Source organism: Mucilaginibacter sp. P4_C11 (genome assembly GCF_056402115.1).
The window spans coordinates 21,664-40,172 of sequence record NZ_JBFUIA010000022.1 but is presented as its reverse complement, the minus strand read 5'-3'; the positions used below and the strand labels follow the sequence as shown (position 1 = coordinate 40,172).

Here is an 18,509-nt window from a genome sequence, read left to right as displayed (position 1 = left end):
AAATTTTGAAAGTTTGTTTTAAAGTCACAACTTTAAACAACTCTTTTGCCTTTAAACCAGATTGAAAAAATTTATTGCCTTAATGTTACTCAACATTCACCTGCTAAATATTGGCGGGCAGCTGGCATTTCATCAATATTTGGTTTACAAAACAGATAAGTTTTATACCGAGCAAACCCGCAAAGGGCTTTACAATATCAAAGATCTGACAGAGATAATTATCCCCGTTGACCTGCCCAATATTCGCGACTGGAAAAACTTCGAGAACATTGCAGGGCAAATCCAGTTTGGGAGCACCAACTACAATTACGTAAAAATGAAGATGACACGCACCGGCTTACACCTGATGTGCATCCCCAATTACAAGACCACCCAACATATTGATAAAAATGTAGTTAATGCCAAAGGCGTTAAAGATATCCCGGTACCACAAAAAGATCATGTGCCCTATGGCAAAACCATTGTGCAGGAAAACATAAGTTTCTCTTTTGCGCAAATTGAGTTTAATTGTCCCATAAAAAACTTGCAGAAAAACGTTGTACAACCCGTACAGCCCTTGGTTTATTACCACCAGGACATTCCTGAGCAACCGCCAAAAGCCACCTGCTAATCCCCTCTTTTTAATTCATTTTTCCGGACGGTACTGTTAGTACCATTGAGTTGCTTTTATTGGAATTTGCCTGCGCGCTTTAACGCAGTTTGCTGCTTTTGCATTTAGCCAGAGCACAAACGCGACAGCGATGTTGCAAAAATATCAATAGTGGCACCTCATTCTCCGGGCAATTTTCAAACGGCGGAAGCCCTCAACGTAGTTAATTTTCAAATCCTCAAATTAAACTCATGCCTTATATTCCTCTTGAATCCCATTTACCGGGCATTACCGGTTTATTGGAGTACAGCAAAGAAAGCGCTGCACCTATTCGCGAACTTACCCAGATTTTGCTTCGTGGCCCGTCGACCCTATCCGAGGGCGACCGCGAGCTGATAGCTACCATTGTATCCCACGGCAACCAATGCAAATTTTGTACTACCGCCCACACGGCTGCTGCCGACTTGTATTTAGGCGAAAATGATACCGCCCAAAAGATCAAAGAAAATATCGAGACAGCGCCAGTGAGCGAAAAAATGAAGGCACTGCTCACCATTGCCAAACTAACCGGCCAAAGCGGTAAAAATGTAACCTCCGCCGAAATTGACCGGGCTAAGGCCGCGGGCGCGACGGATATCGAAATTCACGATACTGTACTAATAGCTGCCCTTTTTTGCCTGTACAACCGCTATGTTGATGGACTGGCTACCGCGCTGCCTGCCGATGCCGGATACTATAACATCCTGGCCGACCGCCTGGTTAACCATGGTTATTCGCGCCTGCCACAAGGCTATGATCACTTAAAAAAATAAGCCGTTACCCTAACTAATTTAAAACCAAATCACGATGAAAAAACTTTTATTTATCATATTGCTGCTCTCGTCAATCAACCTGTTTGCGCAGGAAAGCAAAATAACTGGTAACCTAACCGATGCAACTACCGGCCAGGCTGTTGTGGGCGCCAGCATTACCGTTAAAGGAAAATTAACCGGTACCATTACCGACTCAAAAGGTAATTACTCCCTTAACCTCAATAAAATTAAGCCGCCCTTCACGCTCATTATATCTGCCGTAGGGTATGAACAAATAGAAAGCAATGTTACATCCACCGGCGAAGTAAGCCTCAAATTACAGCAAAAATCCATCGTACTAAACGAGGTTGTATCATCTGCTACCCGTATTAACCAAAGCATATTACAATCGCCGGTTAGTATCGAAAAAATGAGCCTGAAAGCTATCAAGGAAAATCCTTCTTTCACGTTTTATGATGGCCTGCAAAGCTTAAAAGGAGTAGAAGCAGTTACAAGCAGCTTAACCTACAAACAGGTGAACACCCGTGGCTTTAACAGTACCGGTAACGGCCGCTTTTTGCAGTTGGTTGATGGTGTTGATAACCAAACACCCGGCCTCAACTTCTCGGTAGGTAACCTTTTCGGCGCATCGGATATTGATATCGAAAGTGCAGAAGTTATACCAGGTGCAGCATCGGCATTATATGGCCCGGTGGCCTTTAATGGTTTATTATCGTTAAAAACAAAAGATCCATTCAAATACCAGGGCTTAACCGTACAGGTAAAAACGGGAATGAACCACTTTGGCGAATCATCTGTAAAGCCACAGGGTTTATATGATTTTGCCGCGCGATATGCAAAAGCCTTCAACGACAGATTTGCCTTGAAAATTAACGCTTCGTATTTAACCGGCAGGGATTGGTATGCCGAAAACTATACCGATGTAAGTGCATCAACCCCGGTTGCCCAACGGGGACCAAATAACCCAGGGCGCGACGCGCTGAATATTTATGGCGATGAAGTATCGCGCACCCTTCCCGGCATCGGCCTGGTATCAAGAACCGGTTACCAGGAAAAAGACCTGATGAATTATAACGTATACAGCCTTAAGTTAAACGGCGCTTTGCATTACCGCATCAGCAATAACCTGGAGGCCATTTACCAGTACAACTTTGGTAAAGGAACCGCCAGCTATACCGGCAGCAGCCGATTTGATTTGAATAACTTTGTTCTGCAAACCCACCGGGTGGAATTGAAAGGCAGCAACTTTTTTATCCGCGGATATTCCGTAGCCGAAAACTCGCACGACTCCTATAATACCCGCTCGCTGGCGCAGTTCATCAACCGCGATTGGGTACAGGATTTAAGCGGCAACACCGTAACGCCGGATAAAGCCGACGATACCTGGTTTACCCGCTATTCAGCAGCATACAACGGCAATGCCAGTGGCGTAACCGCCCACGATAATGCAGCAGCACGGACTTTTGCAGATCAGGGCCGTTTTTTACCGGGCACAGCTGCCTTCAACGCTGCCAAAGATGCATCTATCCACAATTACGGCTTAAGCGGCGCGGGTGTATTTAGTGCAAGTAAATTTTACCATGCCGATGGCCAGTACGATTTCTCGAGCGCTATTAAAGTGTTTGAATTGCTGGCCGGCGGCAGTTACCGCGATTACCGCATGTTTACCAACGGCAGTTTGTTTGATGATAAAACCAACCGCGTAACCATTGCCGAATACGGCGCGTTTATGCAGGCCGCCAAAAAACTATTTGACGATAACCTGAAGCTAACAGCCTCTATCCGTTATGATAAAAACGAAAACTTTAAAGGCAGCTTTACGCCTCGCTTCTCGGCAGTTTATACCGTTGATAAAACCCATAATTTCAGGGCATCATACCAAACCGGTTTCCGGAACCCTACCCCGGTTGATCAGTTTATCCACCTTAACGTAGGCCCTATCACCATTTTAGGTGGCGCGCCCAAAAACAGTGCAGGGTTAAACGTTTATGAAAACTCGTTCACTGCATCATCAGTAAGCGCATTTGGTGCGGCATTTGGCGCGGCTGTTGCCGGCGGAACGCCGTTTCCCCAGGCAGTTGAGCAAAATAAAGGGTTATTGCAAAAATCAAATGTGGCCTACATTAAGCCCGAGCAGCAAAAGGCCTTCGAGCTGGGGTACAAAGGTTTAATTATGGATAAATTACTGGTTGATGTAAATTATTACTACAGCAGCTATACCAACTTTATCCTTAACACAGTAGTAATTCAGCCACAAGATCAAATATTAGGTGCCGATGGCAAAGTTACCACAGCATCGGCAAGTGATATTCCTGGTGGCAAGGTGCATGCCTTTCAGCTATACACCAACGCGCCCGATAAAGTATCGGCACAGGGTGCAAGCGCGGGTTTAACTTATTTGTTTGATAAAGGATATGCCCTGGGCGCCAATGCTACGCTATCTACATTTAATCTGCGCAACGCAAATCCAAACAATATTGCAGCTTTTAACACGCCTAAATGGGCTACCAATACCACTTTTGGCAACAGCAATTTTGCCAACAATTTTGGCTTTAACCTGGCCTGGCACTGGCAAAGCGCGTTTGACTGGTACGGTACATTTAACAGTACGCGTCCGGGCCGTGTAGACGCCTACTCGATGGTTGATGCGCAGATTAGCAAAAAGCTGCCAAAATTCAAATCGACAGTTAAACTAGGCGGCAGCAATATTTTCAACCAGCACATCTACCAGTCGTACGGTTCTCCGGCCATTGGCGCTATTTATTATGTATCCATAGTATTTGATGACCTTTTAAAATAAACAACATGAGCACACTTGTAATTGATAAGCAGGGTTCAAAACCGCAAACAGATATCAGCGTACCCTACCGGGTAATACTATTTGCTATTTGTTTTTTGAGCAGCGCCCTTGGGGGTACGGTATCTACTTTGATGTCGGTTTATCTGCCGGTGGTGGTTAAAGATTTGCAGGGCAATTTGCCTCCAAACGAAATTAACTCCATCAGTGGCTATATTAACGCCATATTCATTTTCGGCTGGGCCTTAGGCGGCTTTACCTGGGGCGTTATCAGTGACAAAATGGGCCGTAAAACCGCCTTGCTGATGGCCATTAGCTGTTATGGCATTTTCACCATTTTAACAGGCCAAATGCCCACTTGGTGGGGCGTTGTACTATGCCGCTTTATGAGCGGCTTTGGAGTGGGAGGTGTGTTGGTAACAACCATTACGCTGATAAGCGAAGTTTGGCCGGCAAAAAGCAAAGCCGTTGTTATCGGCATCCTATCCATCGCGTTCCCGGTAGGCATCTTTTCGGCTGGGCTTATCAATTACGTGGTGTCGTCATGGCGGTCAGGTTTTCTTATCGGCGTTATCCCGTTGGCCCTGGCGCTGATTGGCGCCTGGGTTTTATCCGAATCGCCAGGCTGGCTCAGCTATCGCAACGATATTGCCAACCGCAACAACCCACTTAATAAATTACTATCGCCCGCCCACCGCCGCGAGCTGATAGTAGGCTCGCTGACTTTTGGCACTATGTTAATAGGCCTATGGGCCATATTTTCCTGGCTGCCAACCTGGGTACAAAGCCTTATTACCAATCATGATGCCGCTAAAGAGCGTGGCCTGAGCATGATGTTTTTGGGTATGGGCGGCCTAACAGGTGGTTTCCTATCAGGGTGGCTGGTAAACCTGCTTACTTTACGCCGGTCGATGCTGATTTGCTTTGCAGTTTGCGCCGGCTTATCATTTGTGTTGTTTAAAACCAACAGCACTTTCAGCCCTGTTATTTATGCCGAGATCTGCGTACTGGCCTTATTTTTCGGCGCCAGCCAGGGTGTATTATCAGCCTACATACCACAGCTATTTTCAACCGGCATCCGTGCCACAGCAACTGGATTTTGCTTTAACATCGGCAGAATATTTACCGCTACCGCCGTGCTGTTTGTAGGCATCCTGGTATCGGCACTGGGCGGCTATGGCAATGCCATATTCATTTTTTCGTTAGTATTTATAGTAGGCCTGCTGGTAGTATTATTTGGCCATAAAAGAGAACGCAAAAGCTGAAAGCCGAAGGCTTAAAGCAAAAAAAAGAACCAACTCAATAAATCACTAATTCAGTCACTCACTAATTCACTAATTAAAATATGGCACACATCAATGTACCCGAAGGCGTTCCGGGCATCCGCTCGCTGGTAATGTTCAGACCCGAAACAGGTAAGCCTTTATATGAGCTGGCGCAGATATTACTGCGGGGCGAATCTACCCTATCACCCGCTGAGCGCGAACTGATAGCCGCATATGTATCATACCGCAACAACTGCACCTTTTGCTACAGCAGCCATGCCGCCGCGGCAAGGTGCCTGTATGAAGATGATGCCCTTATTGTTGACGAGGTATTGAGAGATATGCAGGAGGCCCCGGTAAGCGATAAGCTGAAAACGCTGTTAAACATAGCCGGTAAAGTGCAAATCCTGGGTACCGAAGTTAAACAGGCCGATATTGACGCCGCCAAAAATCTTGGCGCTACCGACCGCGAATTGCACGATACGGTACTGATAGCCGCGTCGTTCAGCATGTTTAACCGCTACGTAGATGGCCTGGCCAGCCTTACGCCAACAGATCCAGAAGCTTATGCAGAAATGGGCGTACGTATGGCAAAGGGTTATACACTGCCGCCGCAGCCGCAACAATAATTATTCACTATAAAAAATATACCATGGCACATATTGAATTAAATAACGACTTGCCAGGCATAAGAGGCCTGATGTTTTACCGGCCCGAAACCGAGGCCCCCTTGAATGCCCTTGCTGAATTTTTGCTGCGCGAAGACAACTCGCTAACCCGCGGTGAGCGGGAGCTGATAGGCACCTACGTATCGTACCTGAACGACTGCTTTTTTTGCCAGAACGTGCATGGCGCGGTAGCCGGCCACTATCTTAACTGTAGTATAGACGATATAGATGCTATTAAAGCCGATTTTACAACGGCCGATATATCGCCTAAAATGAAAGCTTTATTAACTATTGCCGGCAGTGTTCAAAAAGGAGGCAAAAATGTAACCATCGAGCAGGTAGATGCCGCCAGAAGCGAAGGCGCTACAGATAAAGAGATTCACGATACGGTGCTGATAGCCGCATCGTTTTGCATGTTTAACCGCTATGTAGATGGCCTGGGCACATGGGCGCCGCAAGACAGATCGTTTTATGTTAACCGCGCTCCACAAAGGGCAGTTGAAGGTTATGTGGGCAGTATTTTAAAATAATTTTTAGCCGATCCGATTTATATTAAAAAGGCTCCGTGTAATGCGGGGCCTTATTTATTTCTTCAAAATTCACTTTGGATGGTCACCGGGCCAAGTAGTCCGGATTTTAACAAAGGCGAATCTTTACTGTAAAACTTATAGCTCGAAAAAGTAAACCTTCCGCTTGTGCGTGGCAGGCCTTTAACCAGCCATTGCGGCCAGGCATCATTTTGAATGCCGTCATCGGGTTTTCTTTCGTCGCCAATAAGCCTGTTTGGCCATAAGTTTATTACCTGTATTTCCAGTTTGTTGTGCTTTTTCAGTGCCGATTTATTGATCTCTACACGCCAGGGAGCAGTCCAAACCACGCCTAAATCTTTGCCATTTAGCTTTATGCGGGCCATGTTGTTAACGCCCCCCAGGTCGATATAAAGTTTTTTTGCTTTTGGGGCTTGGGCTGGTAAATCAAATTCCTTATGATAAACTGCAGTTCCCGAATAGTATTTGATGCCTTCCTCCGGTCTTAATGTCCAGTCGGTCAATTCGTCAAACTTAATATTTTTAGGCCCGCCCCATTTTGGATCAAACGACACCTGCCACGCACCGCTTAAGGTTTTAACAATGGCGTTTTCTCCAAAGTTTTTAAGGGCCGCAGATGCCGTAATATTGCCTTTAACAAATACCACAAAATAGCTTTGGTACGGTGCAAATTTTAAAGGTACAGAAGTTAGCTGGCCTTTTACGCTGTATTCGGGCAGGCTTGTAATTTTGCCGGTGATGGCGTCCCACATTTGCGGAGTGCTGGTTACCGTCCTGAATGATGCGGTTGTCTTTACCACCTGGTCTGTGCGGTTGGATACAAAATAGATATCCGTATCGCCCATTGTACGGTGGGTATACCGTAACTGCCCGCCGGCTGTAAAATCCTGCTCTACACCCATGGACAGGAGCAGTTTGGCGGTTAGCTCATATTCGGGGTAAAGGTCATTGATCTGCTTATCAATCTCGCCTCCCCAAATTATTTTGCCCTTGCCGTAGCTGTGGCTTGTTTGTGCCAGTGGTTCCTGCAAAGTTCCCCAAACATCTTTGGCCATATCGCTCACCTGGTTATCGCAGGCCGGGTAGTCCGTTAATCCTGGTGATTTTACCGGCGGCATGCCAACTACCACCGCGCCATCGTTTACCAGCGATTTTATTTTTTGCAGCAGCACATGTGTCATTGTTTTAATGGCTGGCAATACCAGTAGCCTATAACTCGCCCCACCCGGGAATACCAGCATCCCGTTTTTAACGCTTGCTGTGTACAACTGCCCCGGCGAGCATCCATCAAAATTATAACCTTTTCTATCAGGCAAAACCACGTCACCGTCCATGGCCGATGACGGCGGGCGGAAAACATGCGGCGATCCTTCGGGCGTTAAATACAGTACATCGGCCACCGTACGCCCTTGTTGTAAAATATAGGAGCAGCGTGATATGTAAGCGTGATAACCGTCTACCATTGGCCACCAGGTTTGATTCCTGTCCCAATGAACACCATATGGCCCCATGGTTGCACCGGGGCGCAACGAATCGGGCAGGAACTGGTTTTGGAAGGTATGATAAGTAAACCTATTGATACCGGCGGCAAAAGCCCAGTCGCCCTGGTTTTTCATGGCGCCCGGATATTGTTTCCATCCCTCGTTATCCTGCGATGTAAATGATTCGGCAGGGATCAATGATTTACCATTCACATGCCCGATAGAAGTCGCTTCAACCACGCTGAATGAAGAATTAAAACCCAGCCCCTTGCTCCAAAATTCGGCCATAGGCACATCGGCCAACGCACCCAGTTCCAAATCGGCAGTTGGGTTCATATCATATGGCTCGATAGATAGTTGCATGCCATTACGATGCGCATAGGTTTTAACCTGCCCGGCATGGTTTTCCAACACCAGTTCCTGAGCGGTTTGACGCAGGTCCCACAAAAAACGTTCGCTTATTTCCTGGCTTTGCACCATGTTGCCGGCATAAACGGGGTAATACGGCAGGGGGTCATAGCCTCTTCGTTTTATAAATTCCTCGCGGAAACGGCCCGTCCAGTTTTGCGAACCCATTTCCCAGCTATCCATGTGCAATCTTTTCAAGCCGCCTGCATCAGTAGGTTTCGGCATTCCGGTTTTGCGCAGCAGCTTGCCTACATAATTATCCAGGTGGGCATTTAAAGCCACTGTATCCATTTTATCAGCCTCAAAACCTAAACCAGGAACCGGCGCGGGGCGGGTAATAGCACCATTATTACGGCGGCCAAGGCGCATAATTGTCCAGTTACCCTCGGGGACAACCCAATTCAGCGTACCGTCTGGCTTAAGTTTGCCCGTTAAATCAATAATCTTACTTTTATCTATAGCAGCACCAGTGGGTTGGGTGGCATATTCGGTTACCGACGGCAAAAACTGTTTAACACCGGGAGCCGACGAGTATGGCGCACGGTAATACAACGCTTTCTCATCTATATCTTTTATTTTAGGTAATGCAATTGCCGGTGTTGGGTAGGCCAGCACGGCAACATCTTCATAAAAATCAGTCCAAGTTTTTTTTAATTCGGGGCTAAATGCGCCTTCGCCAAAATAGGGTGGTTTAGGTGGCGGCACCGGCAAAACAATTGGTTGTTTGCTGCCGCCGCTTACGCTGATGGTACTGCTTACCAAATGCTGCATCGACTGCCCGATGGGCACCCAGGGCCCGCCGCTACCCGTCCATCCAGGGCCAATACCCAAAGTAATTTCAATGCCCAGGCGTTTGGATTCGCTTACCGCATGGGCAAACATATTTTGCCATTCTTCGCTCAAAAAATCAACCGGACCACGGGGAATACCCACATTCACCTCTAAAAACACAAGGTTACCAATGCCTGCCTTTTTCATCGCTTCCAGGTCTTCGGTTATGGATTTTGCCGACATATTGCCATCCATAAAGTACCAGTAAACACCGGGCTTGGCCGAGTTAGGCGGATGAACAAAACCAGCTTTCAGGTTTTTAACCTGTGCATAGGGCGCGTTTAAACCTAATAAAAAGGCTATAAAACAGCTCACGAAAATTTTATACATAAACGGTGTTTATTTGGTTAGTATGCCACGGGATAACGAAGATAACAAACGACTAACTGAGCGGCATCCTTATCCATCCTTAAAGCAGTGAAAACATGCAAAGTGGGTTAACATAACTTAACACATTTCAGATAATAATTTTATAAATATCTAATAATCAATGTTTTATATTTTAACAAGGTTAACATCAAACTGGTCGGGCAATTTTAGGCGCATCCAAATATTTTTGCATGGTGTTGGCCTATACAAGTCCCTCAGTATCTCGATCATTTGACCAGAATCGGGTAATAAAACGAGTATGGTTGATACTTATATCTTCCCGACGCCATAAGCTTATCGCCGTTAACTATTTGGATGCATTTGTCCGGGTGCTTAAAACATTTTATGAAGTTAACACCTGCCTTAAATTAAGCTTAGTTTCAGAAAAATAGCCGGATTTATTAGCTAAAATACTGTATACTAAGCTTTGGAGCGCCTAAAAACGGTGGTTGGTATACATATATTGTTCAAACAGCCAACTAAAAATTCCGCTTTTTACCCGGCAATTTCTTTATCGAGTTATTTAGTCTGTTCATCGGCACATTATGCCCCCTTGGGTGCACACCTCCCATATTTGAGTCATTGTTTCACCACTTAAAAAAACACTATGATCTCACATCGACTATTTTTTTTCATTTAAAACCCCGATAAGTCAATTATGAGATCGTCAATTCAAATTACAGGCTTGCTGCTAATAGTGCTCAGCTCCTGCCAGTCAAAACTATACAATACCCCGGCCACCCGCGCTGTTTCTGTAAAGCGCCTCATCCCTCCGGCAGGCATGGTGTATATACCATCAGGCACTTTCCAATACAAACTGCAGGATGATGATAAATCCGAAAAACGTAATGTAAGCGTAAGCGCTTTTTTTATTGATAAAACCGAAGTAACCAACAAGCAATACCAGGCCTTTGTAAACTGGGTTGCCGATTCGGTAGCTATTACCGATTACCTGCACGATGATTCCTTTTATCTGCCATCCACAGGGGCAACCGTTGGTAAAAACCGCAAGGAGATCAGGCTGATAGACTGGGATAAAGTGCACAAGATTTCGCCACTATGGAAACGCGCACCGGCAGACGTAAAAGAAAAGCTGGCCGGTATGATGACCATGCTCAATGGCCAGCGCATGCCCGACCCGGCATTAATGAACTACCGGTTTTATTACGTGCGCATGGATGGCGAAAAAAACAACCAATATGTAATGGATACGGTTGGCGTTTATCCTAACGAGCAGGTATGGTCGACGGATTTTCCGAACGCGCAAATGACGGTGATGGATGCCAACTACTTCAGCAATAAAATTTACGAGTATAACCCCGTAGTCGGGGTAACCTGGAAACAGGCCCGTGCTTATGCCGACTGGCGCAGTACGCAGTTAAAGGTGCTTATCAGGAACAATCCCAATCTTAAAAATTTTAAACTAAGTTTTGGTTTGCCTACCGAAGCACAGTGGCAATACGCCGCCGAAGCCAAGCTCGATCCAGCAGATACCGTTGAGCGAACAGTGAAAACCACTATTGATAAAGCTACCGGTAAAGAAAAACTTTCGCTCAACTTTAAACAGGGCGAGGGCGCTTACTCCAGCGACGGATCGACATTTACGCTGCCGGTTACCTCCTATACGCCCAACGCCTTTGGCATTTACAACATGGCCGGCAACGTATCCGAGTGGACCATGGATGCTTTTAGCCCTTCGGCATCGCAACTGGTAAATGATTTAAACCCGGCATTGCTGTATGATGCTACCGATAAAGACTCGCCCCTGCTAAAACGAAAGGTAGTACGCGGCGGATCATGGAAAGATAACGGCGAGATGCTGAACAGTGATACCCGCAGTTTCGAAGACCAGGGCAACGCCCACTCCTACATAGGTTTCCGCTGCGTGATGGCCGCCTTTGAACTCCCCGGCGAGCAGGTAAAAACAAGAAAATACGCTAAACGATAATTTTATGAAAAAGATAATAATAGTGATTGAAACCCTTCTGCTGATCGGTTTTGGCAGGGGTATGGCCTTTGCGCAGGCAATAGCGGCCGATAGTACATTAACAGATACCCTGCCCGCATATGATAATTTAATCAAATCGGCCGATTTGGGGAAAGCAAAGCCTTTCCCCTATCCAAAGGCTAATGCTGCCAACATCAGGCTATATGCACAGGTTTGGCGGGATATCGACCTTTCCGATTCGGGCAACAGCATCCTTACCATCCCCGGTAAATCCCTTATGGAAGATATCATGAAAGGGATAAAAGCGGGCAAGCTTACACCTTATGAAAAAGAGGATCTGAAAAAGAAACTCAGCGCCAAACAAGGGGAACTGCGTTTTGCCGACTCGGTGCTGATTCCAATTTTTGATAAAGATGGCAACCAAACCGGCTCAAGAATGGCGCTTAACGAGTTCAACCCCGATAAAGTACGCCGGTTCCGGATTAAGGAAGATGTGTTTTTTGACAGGCAGCGAGGCCGGGTTGATACCCGCATTGTAGCGCTGGCGCCCATGATGCACATCAGCACATCGGCCGACCTGGCAGATAACCTGGCATTTACCCCGGCCTTCTGGCTATATTTTCCGCAGTTGCGGTATACGCTGGTACAGGAGGATGTGAGCAACCCCGATAAGGACATTTTTGATTTTACGCTGGATGATGTGTTTATGCAGCACAAGTTTTCGGCCTACCTGGTAAAACAAGCGTCGCCGGGCGGGGTACAAAGCGGGCAACTGGAGCCGGGCAGCACCGAAGCTGTACTGCTTGAGCAAAAAATTGCCGACCTGAAAAAACACATCTGGCAAAACCCCAGGGGCGTAAACGCAAAAAATTTAGCACAAACAGATAGCAAAAAGGAGGACAAGCTATGACAACGCAAGCAAAATTATTGAAAGAGTTTTTATTGATGATGGTAATATCGGGGCTGTTGTTTTGCTGCGGCAAGGCCAGCGCCCAGGTACTGCCCGAGTACAGTGCATTCCCAACATCATCATTTGGCGTGCAGGTTGGTACGCAGGGATTAGGCATCCAGGGATCATACAGTTTTTTGAAATCATTTAACGCCAGGATAGGTTTCAACGCCTTCCCGGGGATGACGGTGCAATACAACGGCCGCGATGCCCAGTTTAACCGCACATCGGTATTTGCCATTGCCGATTGGCAGCCCCTGTACGGCCAAAGCGACTGGCTGGCCCGTAAGTGGTATATCTCTACCGGGATAGCTTACTATTTTTCAAATAACGTGTATAGGGAAGGAGTAGGCACTACGCCCAATTACACTATCTACATGTCGAAGGTAAGACCCTATATCGGCACCGGGCTGGGTAATATCCACCTGTTCAAAAACATAGGTATGCGTACGGACCTGGGTTGGTTTATTCCAACCAGTTCGGCCACATCAACCTATGACGATAAGGCCAGCAAAGTAAGCAGCGGGTTACGGGGCCTGCTGCCTGGCCTTAATTCGGCCGTAACCATTTATGTAAAATTCTGATCTGTAAAACCATTAAAAATCAAATATCATGTTAAAGAGCAAAAAAATCAACTGGCTGCATGTAGCCATTTCCTGGGGTGCCAGTATAGTTATCCTTGGTGCTATGTTTAAAATTAATCATTGGGGTGGCCAGCTTGGCACCTATATGATAGGGCTTGGTTTATCTGTAGAAGCCCTGCTGTTTTTTACCCTTGGCTTTTTCCCTCCGGCCGAAGAGCCGGAATGGGAAAAAGTGTATCCCGAACTGGCCGTTGATTATGCCGGCGACTTCCCAAGGCATAGCCATAGGCCGGTTCACCAAACCAATGGCGTTACCGCGGCCCTTGACGGTTTGCTTACCCATGCCGACCTAAGCCCCGAAAAGATTAACAACCTGGGCGAGGGATTAAAACAATTTTCGGATAAAATGAGCCGGATAAACGCTATAGCTGATGCTTCATTAGGGACAGACGAATTTGCGGCGAAGCTAAAAAATGCTTCGTCCAAGTTTGATCTGTTGGGTACCATGTTCGAAAAAGCATCGGCAGGCTTTGCCACGATTGCCGATAGCCGCGATGATGCCCATGCCTACCAGCAGCAGGTGTTAAAGCTGACCCATAACCTGGCGCATTTAAACTCATTATACGAGAACGAACTGAGCGGGGCCGATAATAACCTGCGCCGCATTAACCAGTTTTACCAGGGCCTCACCGGCACCCTGAATAGTCTGCATGAATCGGCAGGCGAAACCAGGGTGTTTAAGGATGAGGTGAACAAACTGGTGCAAAACATATCATCGCTGAATGTTTACTACGCGAACATGCTTTCGGCTATGAACCAGCAGCGGATGCAGTAAAAGGGGGAACGACTTTTCGGGTTGGAACGCTGGTGGAAGATGGTGGATAGGTGTGGCGGCGAAGACTCACCCGGCGAGGCTGCGCCCGCCACCCTCTCTTCACCTACGGTGGAAAGAGGGAATTGAACGGGGAATATCCTTACTGGAAGTAAACAAAAACGCTTTCAAGCCCCTCTTTCCGGCGAAGCCGAAGAGAGGGTGGCGGGCGCAGCCTCGCCGGGTGAGTCTTAACCAGCGTTCAAAACCGATGTTTTTCATAACCCCAATACACTACGGGTAACAACATCCCACAAGATGTGTACACCCGGCAACCGTATCAAAAAATTAATAAATCAAATTAAAACTTTAAAAAAAATGGCTGCAGGAAAAGAAACCACCAGGCAAAAAATGATCAACATCATGTACCTGGTTTTATTGGCAATGCTGGCCCTGAATGTATCAGAAACCATACTGGACGCGTTTAAAACCATAAACGACAGCTTGACTGCCTCGGCGGCAAATGTGGGTAATTCGGTACAGCAATTATTCAGCACTTTTGAGCAAACCCGGCTTAAAGAATCGCCCGAACGGGCCAAACCTGTATACGAAAAAGCAAAACAGGCAAGGGAAGTAACAACAGATCTGGATACTTATATCAGGGACATCAAAACAGAACTTAGTAATCAAAGCAACGGATACGACCTTATAACAGGCGACTTAAAACAGCGCGACAACCTTGATATCGGCTTTGATGTAATGATTAACAAAAAGCGGGCTACGGCGCTAAAGCAAAAGATTAATGATACCCGCGAAAGGCTGCTCACCTTATTAGGGCCACAGGACAGTAAAACGGTATCGTTCAATCTTAATGCCGATGACCCGGTAAAACGAAACCCCAGCCACCGCAATTGGGAAGAATTGAACTTTGGCGAAGGCGTACCCTTAACCGCTACGTTTACGATACTATCGCGCATCCAGGCCGATAACAAAAATGCCGAATCCGAAGTAGTGAAAAAGATACTGGGCAAAATGGACCAGGCCGTAGTGAACCTGGATAAATTTGAAGCGGTGGCTGTGGCGCCAACATCATACCTGATACAGGGACAGCCTTACACCGCGCAGGTATTTTTAACTGCTTATGATTCGCGGTCAACCCCAACTGTACAGGTTGGCGGCAGCCCGATATCAGTTAAGGATGGCCGGGGTGTGTACAACGTAAATACCAGCCGCGAAGGGGTATTTAACTGGAAAGGCACCATCAGCGTAAAACAAACCGATGGTACTATAAAAACCTATACCACGCCCGAGCAGCGTTATATTGTTTCAAGGCCATCGGCTGTGGTATCGCCCGATAAGATGAACGTATTTTATATTGGGGTGGATAACCCGGTATCGGTTTCTGTGCCGGGCATCCCCTCAAAAAGCATCAGGATAGGCATCTCCGGCGGCACGCTTAGTGGTTCCGAAGGCAAGTATGTGGCCAGGGTGACTACTCCGGGTACGGTTACCGTCTCGGTATCTGCAGAAATTGCGCCGGGTAAAGTGCAGGTATTAAGCCATACCCAGTTCAGGGCCAAACGCATTCCCGATCCCGTTGCAAAATTCTCGGGCCGTTCAGGCGGCAGCGTACCTACCGTGGCGCTAAAAGCTCAGAACGCTATTTTTGCTATGCTGGATAATTTTGATTTTGATGCCAGGTTCAAGATAACCCGGTTTAGCCTCATTATAGCCAACCCGCGCGAAACCGCATCGGTACAGGTTGGATCGGGCAATACGCTGAATGATTCCATGACAGCATCCCTTAACAGCATCAAGCCAGGCTCAAGGGTAATTTTTGATAATATTATAGCGGTTGGGCCCGATGGTTCACCAAGGCAACTGGCGCCGGTGGCACTCACGGCCAACTGATATTATATAGTTTCAGATATCAAACAATGTATAAGCCTTAAGCTTTGTGCATTCTGCTTTTGGCTTCTATAATATTGACTACCCAATGCCATGGGTTCGGCATTGGGTAGTCAATATTTGTTGTTAAGTTCCAGGTCATACCGCCTTTCGGTAAGTTCCTTATCAAACCCGTTGGATACCTTTTCTTCGGTTAACCGGAAGCCATAACGGGTATACAACGAGATGGCTGCATGCTGCTCGTTGGTTGTCCATAAGTATGATTTGTTTATCTGCGATTCCTGCATATAGTTTATAAACCCGTCCATCAGTTTTTTTCCCAGGCCAAGCCCCCGGTATTCGGGCCTGAAAATAAAATAACGCAGTTGTATACTATCGCCCCGGTTAACGCCAACCAGCACCCCTATCATTTGCTGCCCGTGCTCGCAAATCCATACCTTATCTTTACCGGCGTTGTATTGGCTGGCAAAATCGGCCAGGCCTTGTAATACATAACGCTCAAAGTTAAGTCCGTAGCCACATTCCCGTGCATAAATATCTCCGTGCAGGTACGCTATGTAGCCTAGGTCGCCGGGTTGTAATACGGTCCGTATGTTAATATCGCTGATATTTAACGTTGCGCTTTTTTCGTTATTCATTGTTTACTTTAAAATAGTCATGATCTGTTGCATATGTGCTACCAGCTCCAACTGCCTGGCTGCAGGCAAATCTTTTATCAGCTGGTTAATTTGTTTATCTGATGCCTGGTTAAGTCTTTCAAATTCAGCCATTCCTTTATCCGTAAGCGAAAGCATCATCGCCCTTGCATCATGTTCCGAAGGCTTACGGGCAATCAGTTTATCCTTTTCCAGCTTTTTTAATAACCGGCTTAAATAGCTTTTGTCGATGTACATGGCTTGGATGATTTGTGAGGCTTGCATGCTTTTGGCCGCATGAAGTTCGTATAGGATACGCGCCTCGGCCAGCGAGTAATCACTTTGCAGCAGGTGTTTATCCAGCAAACCTATAATATCCGTATAAAAACGACTAAAGGCCCGAATTTGCTGAACCGGTGACGACTTTGTTTCCATATAAATAATGCAGTTACAAAAGCTAAGTTCACAAATATGGTTGACTTTGTCAACCATATTTGTGATTAATTTTAATTTTTTATGGCAATTAAAATCCTACCTTGTATCAACCAATTAGTTATGAAAAGAAAAACTTTTATCCGTTTAGGCGGCACACTTATGGCTACACCTTTTTTATCTCCTGTTATCAGCCTGGCCGGCCAGGCACCTTTGCAAAACTGGGCGGGTAACCTTACCTACAGCACGGCTAATGTGCAGTATCCGGCTACAGTGGCCGAGGTACAACAGTTAGTAAAAAAAAACAGCAAGCTGAAGGCCCTGGGCACCCGGCACTGCTTCAACCGCATTGCCGATAGTAAGGACGACCTTCTATCAACCAAAGAACTCAATAAAGTAATTTCTATTGATAAAAAAGCCATGACCGTTACTGTTGAAGGCGGCATAAAATATGGCGAACTGGCCCCCTATCTGCATAAACAAGGTTTTGCTTTACATAACCTGGCTTCATTGCCGCATATTTCTGTTGCGGGCTCTATCACCACGGCTACGCATGGCAGCGGTGTAAAAAACGGCAACTTGGCCAGTGCCGTAACAGCGCTTGAAGTGGTTGTTGCCGATGGCAGTATAGTCCATTTTTCAAAAGCGGCCGACCCGGAAAAGTTTAACGCGGTAGTTGTTGGACTGGGCGCCATCGGTGTTATTACCAAAGTTACACTCGCCATCGAGCCCACTTATATGATGCGCCAGCGCGTATTTTTGAAACTGCCCATGGCACAGGTAAAGCAACATTTTGAAGCGATAGTATCTGCCGGTTACAGTGTAAGCCTGTTTACCGATTGGCAAAACGACTACGTAAACGAGGTTTGGATAAAAAGCCGCATGACCGAAAAAGACCATGACGGTCCCGAATTTTATGGTGCCAAAGCGGCCACCAAAAACCTGCACCCTATTTATGACCACCCCGCCGAAAGTTGCACCGACCAGTTAGGTGTACCCGGACCATGGCACGAGCGTTTGCCGCATTTTAAAATGGGCTTTACCCCAAGCAGCGGTAAAGAGCTACAGGCAGAATACTTTGTGCCGATAAAACATGCAGTAGCGGCCATTGAAGCTATTGCCAAATTAGGCAAGCAGGTTGGCCCGCATCTGTTTATAACCGAAATACGCACCATTGCGGCCGATAGTCTTTGGATGAGCCCCTGCCATAATCAAACCTCGGTAACCATTCACTTTACCTGGAAACCCGAGACTGAAGCTGTTACCAAACTACTCCCCGTTATTGAAAAGGCCCTGGCCCCTTTCAATGCCCGGCCACATTGGGGTAAAGTATTTACGCTCGATCCGAAAGTGCTGGCCTCACGTTATGAAAAAATAGCCGATTTTAAAAAGGTGGTTGCCGAATATGACCCGCATGGTAAATTCAGAAATGCGTTTCTGGAGCATAATATTTATGGGAGATAGCAGCCAGGTG

15 protein-coding genes are annotated in these 18,509 nt (G+C 46.7%); 12 read left to right on the top strand and 3 right to left on the bottom strand.

Going from position 1 to position 18,509, the window contains the following annotated elements; genetic code table 11:
• The first annotated feature begins 82 nt into the window (after positions 1 to 82).
• The 6 genes from AC1DU2_RS19715 to AC1DU2_RS19690 all read left to right on the top strand — a co-directional run bounded on the left by AC1DU2_RS19715 (position 83) and on the right by AC1DU2_RS19690 (position 6,661).
• Positions 83 to 610: a hypothetical protein gene (locus tag AC1DU2_RS19715; RefSeq protein ID WP_477386260.1), complete on the top strand. Its 528-nt coding sequence runs from the start codon at positions 83 to 85 to the stop codon at positions 608 to 610.
• Between the two features lie 230 nt (positions 611 to 840).
• Entirely contained in the window at positions 841 to 1,401 is a 561-nt protein-coding gene (locus AC1DU2_RS19710) for a carboxymuconolactone decarboxylase family protein (protein ID WP_477386258.1), read from the top strand.
• A 34-nt stretch (positions 1,402 to 1,435) separates the two neighbouring features.
• On the top strand, positions 1,436 to 4,201 hold the full coding sequence (locus tag AC1DU2_RS19705) for a TonB-dependent receptor (RefSeq protein WP_477386256.1): 2,766 nt from the start codon (positions 1,436 to 1,438) through the stop codon (positions 4,199 to 4,201).
• Between the two features lie 5 nt (positions 4,202 to 4,206).
• Complete coding sequence (locus tag AC1DU2_RS19700) at positions 4,207 to 5,463, top strand: MFS transporter (protein ID WP_477386254.1); 1,257 nt, start codon at positions 4,207 to 4,209, stop codon at positions 5,461 to 5,463.
• Between the two features lie 80 nt (positions 5,464 to 5,543).
• Positions 5,544 to 6,092, top strand: a complete 549-nt coding sequence (locus AC1DU2_RS19695; protein WP_477360166.1) for a carboxymuconolactone decarboxylase family protein — start codon at positions 5,544 to 5,546, stop codon at positions 6,090 to 6,092.
• Between the two features lie 23 nt (positions 6,093 to 6,115).
• A complete protein-coding gene (locus tag AC1DU2_RS19690; protein ID WP_477360168.1) occupies positions 6,116 to 6,661 on the top strand; it encodes a carboxymuconolactone decarboxylase family protein in 546 nt (181 codons plus the stop codon).
• 62 nt (positions 6,662 to 6,723) lie between these two features.
• On the opposite strand, the gene AC1DU2_RS19685 is transcribed toward AC1DU2_RS19690, so the two are convergent.
• Entirely contained in the window at positions 6,724 to 9,729 is a 3,006-nt protein-coding gene (locus tag AC1DU2_RS19685; RefSeq protein ID WP_477386252.1) for a glycosyl hydrolase, read from the bottom strand.
• Between the two features lie 697 nt (positions 9,730 to 10,426).
• On the opposite strand from AC1DU2_RS19685, the gene porK reads away from it, so the two are divergent.
• The 5 genes from porK to porM all read left to right on the top strand — a co-directional run bounded on the left by porK (position 10,427) and on the right by porM (position 15,971).
• A complete protein-coding gene (porK, locus tag AC1DU2_RS19680) occupies positions 10,427 to 11,716 on the top strand; it encodes a T9SS ring complex lipoprotein PorK/GldK (RefSeq protein WP_477386250.1) in 1,290 nt (429 codons plus the stop codon).
• A 4-nt stretch (positions 11,717 to 11,720) separates the two neighbouring features.
• Entirely contained in the window at positions 11,721 to 12,626 is a 906-nt protein-coding gene (gene porN, locus AC1DU2_RS19675) for a type IX secretion system ring subunit PorN/GldN (RefSeq protein ID WP_477360174.1), read from the top strand.
• Positions 12,623 to 13,249, top strand: a complete 627-nt coding sequence (locus tag AC1DU2_RS19670) for a hypothetical protein (protein WP_477386248.1) — start codon at positions 12,623 to 12,625, stop codon at positions 13,247 to 13,249. The genes porN and AC1DU2_RS19670 overlap by 4 nt, the downstream gene beginning before the upstream one ends.
• A gap of 28 nt (positions 13,250 to 13,277) precedes the next feature.
• Complete coding sequence (porL, locus tag AC1DU2_RS19665) at positions 13,278 to 14,084, top strand: type IX secretion system motor protein PorL/GldL (protein WP_477386246.1); 807 nt, start codon at positions 13,278 to 13,280, stop codon at positions 14,082 to 14,084.
• Positions 14,085 to 14,438: 354 nt separating this feature from the next.
• Positions 14,439 to 15,971: a type IX secretion system motor protein PorM/GldM gene (gene porM / locus AC1DU2_RS19660; protein ID WP_477386245.1), complete on the top strand. Its 1,533-nt coding sequence runs from the start codon at positions 14,439 to 14,441 to the stop codon at positions 15,969 to 15,971.
• A 110-nt stretch (positions 15,972 to 16,081) separates the two neighbouring features.
• Here porM and AC1DU2_RS19655 read toward each other — a convergent pair whose 3' ends face one another.
• Positions 16,082 to 16,606, bottom strand: a complete 525-nt coding sequence (locus AC1DU2_RS19655; RefSeq protein ID WP_477386243.1) for a GNAT family N-acetyltransferase — start codon at positions 16,604 to 16,606, stop codon at positions 16,082 to 16,084.
• 3 nt (positions 16,607 to 16,609) lie between these two features.
• Entirely contained in the window at positions 16,610 to 17,038 is a 429-nt protein-coding gene (locus AC1DU2_RS19650) for a MarR family winged helix-turn-helix transcriptional regulator (RefSeq protein WP_477386241.1), read from the bottom strand.
• 120 nt (positions 17,039 to 17,158) lie between these two features.
• On the opposite strand from AC1DU2_RS19650, the gene AC1DU2_RS19645 reads away from it, so the two are divergent.
• Complete coding sequence (locus AC1DU2_RS19645; protein WP_477386239.1) at positions 17,159 to 18,499, top strand: FAD-binding protein; 1,341 nt, start codon at positions 17,159 to 17,161, stop codon at positions 18,497 to 18,499.
• Positions 18,500 to 18,509 lie beyond the last annotated feature (10 nt).

Coding starts and splice junctions, on each gene's coding strand:
- AC1DU2_RS19715 (WP_477386260.1), top strand. CDS start 83: ATGTTACTCAACATTCACCTGCTAAATATTGGCGGGCAGCTGGCATTT.
- AC1DU2_RS19710 (WP_477386258.1), top strand. CDS start 841: ATGCCTTATATTCCTCTTGAATCCCATTTACCGGGCATTACCGGTTTA.
- AC1DU2_RS19705 (WP_477386256.1), top strand. CDS start 1,436: ATGAAAAAACTTTTATTTATCATATTGCTGCTCTCGTCAATCAACCTG.
- AC1DU2_RS19700 (WP_477386254.1), top strand. CDS start 4,207: ATGAGCACACTTGTAATTGATAAGCAGGGTTCAAAACCGCAAACAGAT.
- AC1DU2_RS19695 (WP_477360166.1), top strand. CDS start 5,544: ATGGCACACATCAATGTACCCGAAGGCGTTCCGGGCATCCGCTCGCTG.
- AC1DU2_RS19690 (WP_477360168.1), top strand. CDS start 6,116: ATGGCACATATTGAATTAAATAACGACTTGCCAGGCATAAGAGGCCTG.
- AC1DU2_RS19685 (WP_477386252.1), bottom strand. CDS start 9,729: ATGTATAAAATTTTCGTGAGCTGTTTTATAGCCTTTTTATTAGGTTTA.
- porK (WP_477386250.1), top strand. CDS start 10,427: ATGAGATCGTCAATTCAAATTACAGGCTTGCTGCTAATAGTGCTCAGC.
- porN (WP_477360174.1), top strand. CDS start 11,721: ATGAAAAAGATAATAATAGTGATTGAAACCCTTCTGCTGATCGGTTTT.
- AC1DU2_RS19670 (WP_477386248.1), top strand. CDS start 12,623: ATGACAACGCAAGCAAAATTATTGAAAGAGTTTTTATTGATGATGGTA.
- porL (WP_477386246.1), top strand. CDS start 13,278: ATGTTAAAGAGCAAAAAAATCAACTGGCTGCATGTAGCCATTTCCTGG.
- porM (WP_477386245.1), top strand. CDS start 14,439: ATGGCTGCAGGAAAAGAAACCACCAGGCAAAAAATGATCAACATCATG.
- AC1DU2_RS19655 (WP_477386243.1), bottom strand. CDS start 16,606: ATGAATAACGAAAAAAGCGCAACGTTAAATATCAGCGATATTAACATA.
- AC1DU2_RS19650 (WP_477386241.1), bottom strand. CDS start 17,038: ATGGAAACAAAGTCGTCACCGGTTCAGCAAATTCGGGCCTTTAGTCGT.
- AC1DU2_RS19645 (WP_477386239.1), top strand. CDS start 17,159: ATGAAAAGAAAAACTTTTATCCGTTTAGGCGGCACACTTATGGCTACA.